This window comes from Erwinia sp. L03-1 (assembly GCF_058686115.1).
On sequence record NZ_CM178762.1, the window covers coordinates 193,631 to 205,979 of the forward strand.

Below are 12,349 nucleotides of genomic sequence, written 5' to 3' on the forward strand. Positions count from 1 at the left end.
CGCAATGAGTCTAGGTTAAGACGCCTTTTTGTACAAATCATACGGCCGCTTTATCAGGCTCACGCTGCCGTCAGGGTTCAATCATCCCAGGCCCGGCAATTCTTAACACATCATAAAACCAGGTTTTGGCAGTGATATCGCCGATTTCGGTATGACCATAAAGGAAAACCTCCTGATTAGGCACCTGAAAGGGCAGTTCAAGAATGCGTCCATTCCCCCGACGGGCATAAATTTTAGCGGCGCTTGAGGGCAGGGTAACCAGCAGCTCGCTGGAGGCGATAAGTTCGCCAAGGGCCGCAAAATGCGGCACTTCCACCGCAATCTCACGCTCAAAACCAAACTCTTTTAGCCGGTCCTCGACAATATGATGCCCGCTGGTCGCTGACACAATCACGTGCTGTGCGTCCAGGTACTCCTCCAGCGACAGCGTCTCGCCAATGCTGGGATGATGGATATTCAGCAGGCAGACATAGCGCTCGTAGAGCATCAGTTCGCGCTGGGCAGAAGAGACGGATTCATTGCGGCTGCACAGCGCGGCATCAATACGGCCGGTCAGCAGCCACTCATCCAGCCGCTCCATATCCACCGGTAACACCTCCAGCTGGATATTCGGAGCCGCCTGCCGCAGCCAGGCTACCAGCTTCGGCAGCAGCAGCAGTTCCCCTAAGTCCGACAGCGCCAGGCGAAATTTATGCCGCGAGGTTTCCGGGGAAAAGGTACGCGTTTCCGCCACGGCTTTATCAATGCCGGTCAGGGATCTCTTGAACACCTTATACAGCTGAACTGCCGTGGGCGTCGGCTCCATACCGCTGCGGCTGCGCTTAAACAGTTCATCATTGGTCTCATCCCGCAGCTTTGCCAGCGCGTAACTGGCCGAAGGTTGGGTAATATACAGTCGGTTTGCCGCCCCGCTCACGCTGCGGGTTTCATAGATAGCCGTAAAGACGCGCACCAAATTGAGATCGAACATGATTAACCTGTATAGAGATTATCTATAAACGGACATTTATATTATCTATTTGAACTATTTTAAGCTTCTTTATACCATCCACGCCATTACATTTCGATTTGCCGCCGATCTTTCGGGCATATCAAATGATACCTCTTATAAATCAATAAACTATAATTATCATCGTTATTCCCCCTGCGGGAACGGCGGCGTCATATGCAGGATGGCCGCCGAAGGAGAGAGCAAGTGAAAGGCGAAATTGTAGACGTAATTATTGACTGGATCGAAGATCACCTCGATGACGGGCTCAATATCGCAGCCGTCGCGGCCCGTTCAGGTTACTCAAAATGGCATTTGCAGCGCGCGTTTAAAGAGAAAAAAGGCATGACCCTCGGCTCGTTTATCCGCTGCCGCAGGTTGGATCAGGCGGCAAAAAGCCTGGTCAGTTCGCATAAAACCATTATGACCATTTCCATGGACCTGGGCTTTTCCTCCCAGCAGTGCTTTCAGCGCGTGTTCAAAAAGCACTTTAACGTGACCCCCAGAGACTATCGCAATCAGTACCGCGAATTTCACTGAGTCCGACCTTCGCGCGCAGTGAACCATAACGGGACAAGATAACGTATACTGTTGGCCGAACTACTACGCTTACGGAATGCTATGGAACGTTTCACTGAAAACCTTATTTATGCTTCGCGCTGGCTGCTGGCGCCCATTTATTTAGGCCTCTCACTGGGACTGCTGGCGCTGGCCATTAAGTTCTTCCAGGAGGTGTTTCACCTGCTCCCCAACGTGCTGGCGATGGCCGAAAACGATCTGGTGCTGGTACTGCTGTCGATGATTGACCTGACGCTGGTGGGCGGCCTGCTGGTGATGGTGATGCTGTCCGGCTACGAAAACTTTGTTTCCAGATTAGATATCGCCGAACACAAAGAGAAGCTGAGCTGGCTGGGTAAGATGGACTCCGGCTCGCTGAAAAATAAAGTGGCGGCATCCATTGTCGCGATCTCATCCATCCACCTGCTGAGGGTGTTTATGGATGCGAAAAATATTCCTGATAACAAGCTCATGTGGTACGTGCTGATTCACCTGACCTTCGTCCTCTCCGCTTTTGTGATGGGCTATCTCGACGGCATGTCGCGCCGGGAAAAGAGCTCCACTCACTGATCCTCTCTGCCCGGTAACCTGCGGGCCGTGCTGTTTTTTCCCCCTGATGATGGATATTGCTTGATCCCCGGGGGGGAAATCGCATAAATAGCGGTAATTGCGCTTGAATCCTCTTTGTTACTGAGAATGACGGGAATGTCAGATGATTAGTCGTCGTCGGTTGATCCAGGCCTCCGGCGCCGTATTGCTTGCGATGACCACCGGTAAAATCTTCGCGCGGGAGGATATTATTCCGCTCTGGCCCGACGATCCCCCCGGCGGTGGCGGCCCCAGCGGCAACCTGCACGTTTCGGTTAACGGCTCCTGGTCAAATATCGTCAGCCCGGCCATTCAGCGCTTCCAGCCCGCAGAGCCAAACGGATCGGCGGTGCTGATTGCCGCAGGTGGCGGCTACCGCTGGATAGGCATGGGCGGTGAAGCCTGGCCGGTGGCGCGCTGGTTAAATGCACGCGGCTATACCGCTTATGTACTGAGCTATCGCCTGCCGGGTGAAAAATGGCGGGCCGGGAGCTATGCGCCCTTGCAGGACGCGCAGCGGGCAATCCGGCTGGTGCGCTCAATGGAAAAGAAGGTGCATCTGCTGGGCTTTTCGGCCGGTGGTCATCTGCTGGGTCTGGCCGCCGCGCGCCCCGACTTTGCCTCCTACCCGCCTCAGGACCCCCTTGATAGCGTCGTACCGGTGGTGGACAGCGTGGGGTTAATTTATCCGGTTATTACCCTTGAGCCACCCTACACCCACACCAATACGCATCTTCAGCTGGTGGGGAAAAACGCGTCGAGAAATGAAGAGGCCAACTGGTCGGTGGAAAACTATGTGACCCATCGCTATCCCCCGACCTTTTTGGCCCAGGCAGAGGACGATCCGATCTCCAACCCGCACAACACGGTGATCATGCACGATACCTGCCGACGGATGGGCGTCTCCGTCGAGCAGATTAATATTACCCGGGGCGGCCACGGGTTTGGTTTGGGCAGGGCGGGTTCGCCTGCTGCTATCTGGGATGAAGCTTACGCGGTCTGGCTGGCCTCGCGGCGTTAATACCGTTGAAGACGGATTTATCTACCTTCCCCATCCGGGTTATTTATCAGTAGCCAGTCGAACCTGGTCAGGCAACGTCTGCCCGTGCCAGATTCATGCTGCGGTAATAAAGGGCGACATAGTGCCCGTTGAGCCGTTCAACGGTTACCGGCGTGTCGAATATGGCCTCAAGATTTTCCGCCGTCATCATCTGCTGCGGGCTGCCGCGCCGGATAATTTCGCCCTCCTTCATGGCAATAATGTGGTCTGCATAGGCTGAGGCAAAATTAATATCATGGATAACCAGCAGGACTGTTTTTTGTAATTCATCCGCCGCGCGACGCAGTTCGTTCATCATCGCCACGCTGTGCCGTATATCCAGGTTGTTTAACGGCTCATCAAGCAGCACGTATTTCGTATCCTGACAGAGAACCATTGCCACAAAGGCGCGCTGTCGCTGGCCACCAGAGAGCTCATCAAGGTAGCGATCGCGCAGGGGATGCAGATTCAAAAAAGCCAGCGCTCGCTCGATATGCTGACGATCCTCTGCCGTCAGGCGCCCGCGTGAATGCGGATAGCGGCCAAAGCCGACCAGATCGCTGACCGTCAGACGGCCCATTGGGCGATTTTCCTGGCGCAGGATCGACAGCACCTTCGCCAGTTCGCCACTGGATTTTTTACCCACCACCTGACCGTCAATGCTAACGCTGCCGACATCGGGCGTGAGCAGGCGGCTGATGACCGACAGCAGCGTGGATTTTCCCGCGCCGTTAGCGCCAATGATCGCGGTGATCCCGCCTTCGGGCAGCGTTTCGCTAATCTGCTTTAGCACCCGCGTCTGCTGATATGTTTTTGTCACATCGCGAATTTCAATCATAACGACACCTTTTTAATCAGCAGGTAAAGAAACAGTCCGCCGCCGGTAAATTCAATCACCACCGACAGGGAGCCAGACATATGCAGCAGGCGCTCCAGAATCAGCTGCCCCCCGACCAGCGTCACGATCCCCGTCAGTACCACTACCGGCAGCAGATACTGATGCCGGTGTGAGCCAGCAAGCTGCCAGGTCAGATTGGCCACCAGCAATCCAAAAAAGGTCAACGGCCCAACCAGCGCGGTGGATATCGCCACCAGTACGGCGATCAGTATCAGCAGCACCAGGGTTTTCTGCCGCCAGCAGACGCCAAGGCTGATGGCGGCGTCGCGCCCCAGCGCCAGTACGTCAAGCTGGTGCCGCATTCGCCAGATAATCAGCGTGATCACCAAAATAACCGCAGCGGCCAGCGCCAGTACCTCGGGGGCGGCGCGGGTAAAGGTGGCAAACATCCTCCCCTGGAGGATGGCAAACTCACCGGGTGAGAGCAGGCGCTGCATCAGGCCGGAAAGGCTGTTAAACAGCGTGCCAAATACCAGCCCGGCCAGCAGGATCCGGTGCAGATCCACCCCGACGCTGGCAAACAGCCAGCGATAAAGCAGCATCGAGAAAATCACCAGCAGCAGCGACTCGCAGACAAATTTCCCGACAGTGCCCAGCGAGCGCAGGGCGTCAGCGTCAATAAAAAAGACGGCCAGCGTCTGTATCAGGATAAACAGCGACTCCATACCCATAATGGACGGCGTAAGGATGCGATTATGGGTGACCGTCTGAAACAGCAGCGTGGCGACGCCCGAGGCAAAGGCGACCAGCAGCAGGGTCGCCAGAACCTGCCCACGATGCAGCAGGATATAGCGCAGGTTGCCGCTCAGGTTGAGGGTCATATAGATAGCTATCACCCCCAGCGCCAGCACGGTCAGCAGCAGCAGGCGTCTGACCGGAGTGGCGAAACGCCCGCTGGCCTGTGGCAGAGCGGGGCGGGTGGAGCGCGTATTAACGGACATGGCGTTTTTTCCTCAGCAGCAGGGTGAGAAAAACGACCGCACCCACTACGCCAAGCATTGCGCTGGCGGGGACTTCAAAGGGGTAGCCGATCAGCCGACCTGCGATATCGCACAGAACCACCAGCCCACCGCCGCACATCGCCACCCACGGCAGACTGCGGCGAAGATTATCGCCCATTGCCATGCTGACGATATTCGGGACGATCAGCCCCACGAAGGGCAGTACGCCAATGACCACCACCACCACGCCGCAGACCAGCGCAATAATTGTCATGCCGGTCAGCATCACCCGGGGGTAATTCAGGCCGCTGTTGACGGAGAAATCCCGCCCCATGCCGGCGAGGGTGAAACGGTCTGCAATCAGCATCGCCAGCAGCGTCAGCCCTCCCACGCTCCACAGCAGCTCATAGCGGCCCTGCATTACGCCGGAAAAATCACCGGAGGCCCAGCCGCCCAGCGACTGGAGCAGATCGAACTGCATCGCCAGGAAGGTGGTTATCGCGCTAAACACGGCACCCAGCATCATGCCGGACAGCGGTACCAGCAGGGCAGATCGGATGCGCATCCGCTGGATAAGCAGCATAAAAAGCAGAGTGCCTGCCAGGGCAAACAGAGTGGAGACCGCCATTTTAGTGATGACCGGGGCAGACGGGCTGATCAGGGTCACCAGCAGCAGGCCAAGGCTGGCCGACTGCGTGGTGCCAGCGAGGGTAGGCTCGACAAAGCGATTCTGCGTCAGCATCTGCATAATCAGCCCTGCCACGCTCATCGCACAGCCCGCCAGCACCAGCGCCAGCGTGCGCGGAACCCGACTGATAAGGGCAATTTCCCGCATCTCCGCATTGGTCCACAGACCGCTAAGGGTGACGTTTCCCGGGCCAACGCACAGGCTACCTGCCATCAGGGCGAGCATGACGGCCAGCCCGGCAAAAAGATTCATCTTCATATAGAGGGGTGGGAGCCAGGCTACGGGCTCAGTGCGTTACTGATACTGTCCATTAGCCTGCTATAGCTTTGCAGACCTCCCGCGATGTACAGCGACGCGGAGTCGAGATAAACGACATGCCCCTTCTGCCACGCTGAGGTTTTGCGGATCAGCGGATTATCCAGCACCTGTTGCGCCGCCGCGCCCGTCTTGCTGCCCGTTGCGCTGTCGCGGTCCAGCACAAACAGCCAGTCAGGATTGGCATGCAAAATAAACTCAGACGACACGATGCTGCCGTGTGTGCCTGTTTTCTGAAGGTTAACCGCAGGGGCAAAGCCCAGCACATCGTAAATAAAGCCGAAGCGCGAGCCGGGCGTATAGGCGGACATTTTTCCGCCGTTAACCATAATCACCATAGCGCTGCCCGCGCTGGCTGATTTGGCTTTAATGGCCTCCGCTTTGGCAGTAAAGGCCGCCAGCAGCGTTTCCGCCTGCGCCTGCTTGCCAAATATCGAGGCCAGCTGGTGGGTGCGTTGTGAAAGGCTGGCGACAAAGTGGGCGGGATCGATCTCCAGCGACACGACCGGCGCTATTTCGCTGAGTTTATCCCAGGCATCGCGTGCGCGACCCCCGGCAAAGATAATATCGGGGCTGGCATGACTTAAAGCTTCATAATCCGGCTCAAACAGCGTACCGGCATTCAGCCAGGCTGCGCCCTGATACTTTTTGAGAAATTCCGGCAGATGAGAATTGGTTTTGGGTACGCCTGCGACGGGGATGTCCAGCGCATCGGCGATATCGAGCGTCGACGGGTTGAGGATAATGATCTTTTTGGGGTTAAGCGGCACTACCGTGGTTCCCTGAGCGTGTTCAATGCTCAGCGTGGCAGGTTGCTGGGCGGTAGTAACAGAACCGAAACCACCACCGATTAACAGTCCAACAAAAACCAGTGACGAAACAAACGACCGAGGTAATTTCATAACCCTTTCTCTCCTGAAAGTGAACACCAATAGCAGCGAAGTAAATGTAACTCATTCGCATTTCCAGCAGGGGCATCATACGCGGCTGGGGCAGAAAATAAACAGCGTTAAAAATGACGTTCGGGCAGCTTTTGCTGGAGTGGGCAAAATTTCCGGTCTGAGAAAGCAGAATGTAAAGTTCTGTCCTGTCGCAGCGGCTTGATGGAGAAGGAAAAGCAGGGAAGTCAGTTGAAAAAGAGTCTGTTTTTTATCCAATCGTGGAGGAATTATGGATTTTGAGTCAGGCCACCGGGTAGATGCCTGACGGAGGAAAGGGGGCCAGTCGACAGGCACAGGCGTTGAATAGGCTCACAGGAAGCTAACGCGTGGCAGAGATGACTTAACCCGCGAACTCTGACGCGTTAGGTGAAGCCGCCGCCGACAGGGCCGTTTTTTGCATTGAGAGGGGATACCGGGAGGGGGAATAACAGACAAAAAAAAGCCAGCAAACGCTGGCTTTAGGGGAGTGTTCACCGCGCCGTTAGCGCATGGTAACGAACTCTTCAGCGCCGGTCGGGTGGATCGCTACGGTGTTATCGAAGTCCTGCTTAGTGGCGCCCATTTTCAGTGCGACCGCAAAGCCCTGTAGCATCTCGTCCATACCGTAGCCGATACCGTGAATACCGACGATTTTCTCTTCCCTGCCAACGCAGACCAGCTTCATGCGGCACGGCTGACGATGCTGGGTCACGGCGGTGTACATGGCGGTAAAGGACGATTTGTAGACCTTCACTTCGTCGTCGCCGTATTTCTCACGCGCCTGTGGCTCGCTCAGGCCAACGGTGCCGATCGGCGGATGGCTGAATACCACGGTAGGCACGTTGCTGTAATCCAGATGCTCTTCCGGCTTGTTGTTGAACAGGCGCTCGGAAAGGCGACGGCCTGCCGCGACGGCGACCGGCGTCAGCTCTACTGCGCCGGTGTTGTCACCCACCGCGTAAATGCCAGGGACGTTGGTATTCTGATATTTATCAACGTTAATATAGCCTTTCTCGTTCAGCTCAACGCCGGTAACGTTAAGGTTCAGATTATCGGTAGCCGGCTCACGACCAATCGCCCACACCAGGCAGTCAACAGTTTGCTCTTTGCCGTTTTCAAGCTGGAGCGTCAGGCTACCGTCAGCGTTTTTAACGATCGCTTTCGGCGTGGAATCCGTATGCAGCGCCGGGCCTTCGGCGTTCATCACCTCAACCAGAGTATCGACAATCAGCGGATCGAAGGTGCGCAGCGGCGCATGCTTACGGACAAAAAGGTGCGTTTCTGAACCCAGCGCATTAACCACGCCTGCAATTTCTACGGCGATATAGCCTGCCCCGACAACGGCCGTGCGCTTCGGCAGCGCATCCAGCTCAAAGAAACCGTCGGAATCAATGCCATACTCTGCGCCAGGAATGGAAGGCAGGCTCGGACGACCACCGGTGGCAATCAGGATATGGTCTGCGGTAATTCTTTCACCATTCACTTCAACGGTATGAGCGTCGATGAAACGGGCAAAGCCCTTAATCACATCGACGTTGTTTTTGCCCAGCACGTTGTCATACGACGTGTGGATACGATCAATATAGGCACTGCGGTTTTTTACCAGCACGGACCAGTCAAAATGGTTAACGGTGGTATCGAAACCGTAGTCGGGACCGTAAAGGTGAATGGCTTCAGCAATCTGCGCGGCATGCCACATCACTTTCTTCGGGACACAGCCAACGTTGACGCAGGTGCCGCCCAGCGCTTTGGCTTCGATTAACGCGCACTTCTGCCCGTACATGGCCGCGCGGTTAATTGAGGCGATCCCGCCGCTGCCGCCACCGATGGCTAGATAGTCATAATGTTTGGTCATCGAGAGTGTCCCATAAGTCAGTGAAAGTAATAGCGCCAGATTGTAACGCTACAAACGTAATTGCCGCAAAGTTTACGTCTATGATTGTGATAGGGCATTGGCACGAAAATCGGCCATAATCACCGTTTAAATGCGATGGTGCTCACTGTTTTTACCTTTACTCAGCACAGAGAGATTTGATGGAACTGCTATTTTTAGGCACCGGCGGGGGCACGCCCAGCCGCCAGAGAAACGTGACCAGTATCGCCCTGCTGCTTCAGGGCGCGCGCAGCGGCTGCTGGCTATTTGACTGCGGCGAAGGCACCCAGCATCAGATCCTGCGTTCGCCCGTGAAGCCTGGAAAAATCGAGAAAATCTTTATCACTCATCTGCACGGCGACCACGTTTTCGGCCTGCCAGGATTGCTCACCAGCCGCTCGATGAGCGGTATCAGCGGGGCGATTACCCTGTATGGTCCTAAAGGGCTTCGGCAGTTTGTAGAAACCAGCCTGAGCCTGAGTGGTTCATGGCTGACCTTTCCGCTGGAGATCGTCGAAATTGAGGCAGGCGAGGTGCTGAACGATGAGCAGTTTCGCGTGGTGGCGTATCCGCTGACCCATCCGGTTGAGTGCTACGGCTACCGTATTGAGGAGCATGATAAGCCCGGCGCGCTGGACGCGGCGCGTCTGCTGGCCGACGGCATCAAACCCGGCAGCCTTTTCCAGCAGCTTAAGCAGGGCAAAACGGTGACGCTGGAGGAGGGGCGGGTGGTTAACGGCAGGGATTACCTGGGGCCCTCGCTGCCGGGACTGACGCTGGCGATTTTTGGCGATACCAGCCCAACCGCCGCCGCGCAGGCACTGGCCGCCGGGGTGGACGTGATGGTACATGAGGCCACGCTTGAGGCGGCGCTGGAAGAGAGGGCCAATGGCCGGGGGCACTCATCCACCGTGCAGGCTGCAACGGTAGCCAGAGATGCCGGGGCGAAAAAGCTGATTGTCACGCACTTAAGCTCTCGCTACCTGCGCGAGGATGCCAGCCGCCTGCTGGAGGAGTGCCGCGCCATCTTCCCCAATACCGAGATGGCGCATGATTTCTCCCTGTTCAGGATAGAGACGTAGAGCGGGGCACTGATGCCCCGTCAGGGCGTTATTCCGGCACAATCCAGCTGATTTTGGTATGGCCGGTACCGGCAGGCACCAGATGCTGGTGCAGCCAGGGCAGCACGTTGTTCATCTGCTGTTCCAGCTTCCACGGCGGGTTAATCACCACCATGCCGGAGCCGGTCATGCCAAAACGGTCACTGTCAGGGCGCACGGCCAGCTCGATCTGCAGGATACGGCGAATACCGGAGGCTTCCAGCTCGGCAAACATGCGTTTGATCTGCTGGCGCAGCACGACCGGATACCACAGCGCGTATACGCCGGTACCAAAACGCTTGTAGCCTTCCTGAATGCCTTTCACCACCGCCTGATAGTCAGACTTGATTTCGTAAGGCGGGTCAATCAACACCAGGCCCCGGCGCGACAGGGGCGGCAGCTTAGACTTCAGCTGCTGATAACCATCGCTGCGTTCGGTGCGCGCACGGTCATCTTTCGCAAACTCGCTGCGCAGCATCGGGTAGTCGCTGGAGTGCAGTTCGGTCAGGCTGAGCTTGTCATAAGGGCGAAGCAGGTGACGCGCAATAAGCGGCGAGCCTGGGTAGAAGCGCAGCTTATCGTTAGGGTTGAGTGCCTTAATGCAGGACATATAGCTCGCCATCTCTTCCGGTAAATCATCCCGCTGCCAGATGCGTGCGATGCCTTCCATATATTCGCCCGTGCGTTCAGCATGTTCGCCGCTCAGCAGATAGCGGCCTGCGCCCGCATGGGTGTCCAGATAGAGGTAAGGTTTATCCTTCTCGTTCAGCGCCTCAATAATCAGGCTCAAAACGGTATGCTTAAGCACGTCGGCGTGGTTGCCTGCGTGGAAACTGTGTCGGTAACTGAGCATCTTTATTTATCCTGTTGAATTTATAAGGTTTTAATTGATGGTAAATCAATCTATAACAATTATTACCTCACGAATTACCCACAGAACGACGCACGGCAACGGATGCAGGAAAAGCATGAGAACCTGGTAAGGCGGGCGATTATATCAGGGTTAAAAGCGAATGCGCGAAAAGCCGCAAAACAAAGTCGGCGCATCAGTACACGTGCTCATGACTTTTTCCGACGGCCACGCCGGTGTAAGCCCCGGACAACGCAGCAGGGCTGTAAGGCGGGCGCATTCCCTCGGGGTGTGAGCTGGATCGCTTCTTATAAATCATAAAGTTACCGTTTTTGGACAGGTCGGGGCATTGTTGATTTTAATCAAACGGGATAAGCCTTGATGCTCTAAAGTGGTTTTTCGATCTCAAAGCCAAAAAGGAGTTTGCACATGGCCATTCCCGCTTATCTGTGGCTTAAGGATGATGGCGGCGCAGCGATCGGAGGCTCCGTAGACGTTCAGCACCGGGAGGGGAGTATCGAAGTGCTCAGCTTTATGCACGGCGTACGTATTCCCACCGATGCCCATACGGGAAAACTGACCGGAACGCGGATCCAACATTAAATCTATCGAGAATATGAATCATCTGGAATCCGTTACGCTACATTACGAGAAAATAACCTGGAAATATTGCGACGGAAATATCCAGCATTCTGACTTTTGGAAAGAACGGACATAGTTTATGGGCGTTATCGCGTCCATGGCATAAAAAGGAATATTTATGAGCTGGGTCTATGATGTAAGGAAAAGATCCTTTACGTGGAACGGGAAATATCAGTTCAGTGCACGATACGCAGGCGCTGAGGGATACAAAGATAATCCCGATTATGAGTGTTTAAAAGATAAAGGGCCTCTGCCGCGGGGGAAATATACTATTGCAGGTCAGCCATTCAAACATCCAAATGTAGGTCCTTACACCCTGCGTTTAAGACCCTATGCAACAAATAATATGTGTGAGCGTGATGGGTTCCTCATTCACGGTGACAGCATCAGACGGCCCGGCAATGCGTCTAACGGCTGCGTTATTCTTGACCGGGGTTTTAGGAAAATAATTTACGAGTCAGGCGACCGTGAGCTGGTGGTGCTATGAATATAAAAGTAACGCTTTTGTACTTTGTGAGTGTGAGTGTATTGGCATCCGTAAGTCCTGAAGAGTGTGTGGGCGTAAATAACGTCGTGGGAATGGACATGTATATTAGTATGGTCCATGATTTGAAGATTGATCGTTCAACTACAATACTGAGTAAAACGAAAGCAGAGATTATTGCTCTGTCATCCGTAAACACTATGCTGGCAAATTATTATGGTGAAGAGGAGCGGCAGCGGGGAGGTAAAAACAGCGACGATCGGACAACGGCAAAGGAATATGCAGAAGGATTTATGGCGGACAATACCAAAAATCTCATCATTAGATATACCTTTGAAAACAGAAGCCAGAAAAGGAATATATTTTTAGCTTCGGCTTTCGTCAGTGATACCGATTGTGCGGTGAGATTCAATGGCTATATCATCGTCAGACGCGAATTCTGAATCAGCAGCCGGAACGGGAATG

General features: G+C 55.0%; 13 protein-coding genes and 1 pseudogene. 7 read left to right on the plus strand and 7 right to left on the minus strand.

Translation table 11 applies throughout. The annotated features are described in order from the left end of the window. Window positions 1-70 precede the first annotated feature (70 nt). Entirely contained in the window at window positions 71-970 is a 900-nt protein-coding gene (locus AC4PCC_RS00800; protein ID WP_492126100.1) for a LysR family transcriptional regulator, read from the minus strand. Window positions 971-1,195: 225 nt separating this feature from the next. Here AC4PCC_RS00800 and AC4PCC_RS00805 point away from each other — a divergent pair, with 225 nt between their 5' ends. From AC4PCC_RS00805 to AC4PCC_RS00815, 3 genes are all read left to right on the plus strand, one after another. Then, on the plus strand, window positions 1,196-1,528 hold the full coding sequence (locus AC4PCC_RS00805) for a helix-turn-helix domain-containing protein (protein WP_492126101.1): 333 nt from the start codon (window positions 1,196-1,198) through the stop codon (window positions 1,526-1,528). An 81-nt stretch (window positions 1,529-1,609) separates the two neighbouring features. Continuing rightward, a complete protein-coding gene (locus AC4PCC_RS00810; RefSeq protein ID WP_067700158.1) occupies window positions 1,610-2,116 on the plus strand; it encodes a TIGR00645 family protein in 507 nt (168 codons plus the stop codon). Between the two features lie 142 nt (window positions 2,117-2,258). After that, the gene (locus AC4PCC_RS00815; RefSeq protein WP_067700155.1) at window positions 2,259-3,155 is read left to right on the plus strand and encodes an alpha/beta hydrolase; all 897 of its coding nucleotides are present in this window, start codon (window positions 2,259-2,261) and stop codon (window positions 3,153-3,155) included. A gap of 67 nt (window positions 3,156-3,222) precedes the next feature. Here AC4PCC_RS00815 and AC4PCC_RS00820 read toward each other — a convergent pair whose 3' ends face one another. The 5 genes from AC4PCC_RS00820 to gorA all read right to left on the minus strand — a co-directional run bounded on the left by AC4PCC_RS00820 (window position 3,223) and on the right by gorA (window position 8,790). Next, window positions 3,223-4,011, minus strand: a complete 789-nt coding sequence (locus tag AC4PCC_RS00820; protein WP_492126102.1) for an iron ABC transporter ATP-binding protein — start codon at window positions 4,009-4,011, stop codon at window positions 3,223-3,225. After that, on the minus strand, window positions 4,008-5,012 hold the full coding sequence (locus AC4PCC_RS00825) for an iron chelate uptake ABC transporter family permease subunit (RefSeq protein WP_492126103.1): 1,005 nt from the start codon (window positions 5,010-5,012) through the stop codon (window positions 4,008-4,010). The genes AC4PCC_RS00820 and AC4PCC_RS00825 overlap by 4 nt, the downstream gene beginning before the upstream one ends. Beyond that, complete coding sequence (locus AC4PCC_RS00830) at window positions 5,002-5,958, minus strand: ABC transporter permease (RefSeq protein WP_492126104.1); 957 nt, start codon at window positions 5,956-5,958, stop codon at window positions 5,002-5,004. The genes AC4PCC_RS00825 and AC4PCC_RS00830 overlap by 11 nt, the downstream gene beginning before the upstream one ends. Before the next feature lie 20 nt (window positions 5,959-5,978). Then, window positions 5,979-6,917: a siderophore ABC transporter substrate-binding protein gene (locus AC4PCC_RS00835; RefSeq protein ID WP_492126105.1), complete on the minus strand. Its 939-nt coding sequence runs from the start codon at window positions 6,915-6,917 to the stop codon at window positions 5,979-5,981. A 520-nt stretch (window positions 6,918-7,437) separates the two neighbouring features. Further along, window positions 7,438-8,790: a glutathione-disulfide reductase gene (gene gorA, locus AC4PCC_RS00840; protein WP_067700138.1), complete on the minus strand. Its 1,353-nt coding sequence runs from the start codon at window positions 8,788-8,790 to the stop codon at window positions 7,438-7,440. Window positions 8,791-8,969: 179 nt separating this feature from the next. Here gorA and rnz point away from each other — a divergent pair, with 179 nt between their 5' ends. Next, complete coding sequence (gene rnz / locus AC4PCC_RS00845) at window positions 8,970-9,890, plus strand: ribonuclease Z (protein WP_492126106.1); 921 nt, start codon at window positions 8,970-8,972, stop codon at window positions 9,888-9,890. A 28-nt stretch (window positions 9,891-9,918) separates the two neighbouring features. Here rnz and AC4PCC_RS00850 read toward each other — a convergent pair whose 3' ends face one another. After that, window positions 9,919-10,761, minus strand: a complete 843-nt coding sequence (locus tag AC4PCC_RS00850) for a 23S rRNA (adenine(2030)-N(6))-methyltransferase RlmJ (protein WP_067700132.1) — start codon at window positions 10,759-10,761, stop codon at window positions 9,919-9,921. Window positions 10,762-11,187: 426 nt separating this feature from the next. Between AC4PCC_RS00850 and AC4PCC_RS00855 the strand changes: the two are divergent. The 3 genes and pseudogenes from AC4PCC_RS00855 to AC4PCC_RS00865 all read left to right on the plus strand — a co-directional run bounded on the left by AC4PCC_RS00855 (window position 11,188) and on the right by AC4PCC_RS00865 (window position 12,327). Continuing rightward, window positions 11,188-11,476, plus strand: a pseudogene (locus AC4PCC_RS00855) (type VI secretion system tube protein Hcp). A gap of 42 nt (window positions 11,477-11,518) precedes the next feature. Beyond that, window positions 11,519-11,887, plus strand: a complete 369-nt coding sequence (locus AC4PCC_RS00860; RefSeq protein ID WP_492126107.1) for a tlde1 domain-containing protein — start codon at window positions 11,519-11,521, stop codon at window positions 11,885-11,887. Beyond that, window positions 11,884-12,327, plus strand: coding sequence for a hypothetical protein (locus AC4PCC_RS00865; protein WP_492126108.1), 444 nt, complete (start codon window positions 11,884-11,886; stop codon window positions 12,325-12,327). Before AC4PCC_RS00860 ends, AC4PCC_RS00865 begins: the two co-directional genes overlap by 4 nt. Window positions 12,328-12,349: the final 22 nt, after the last annotated feature.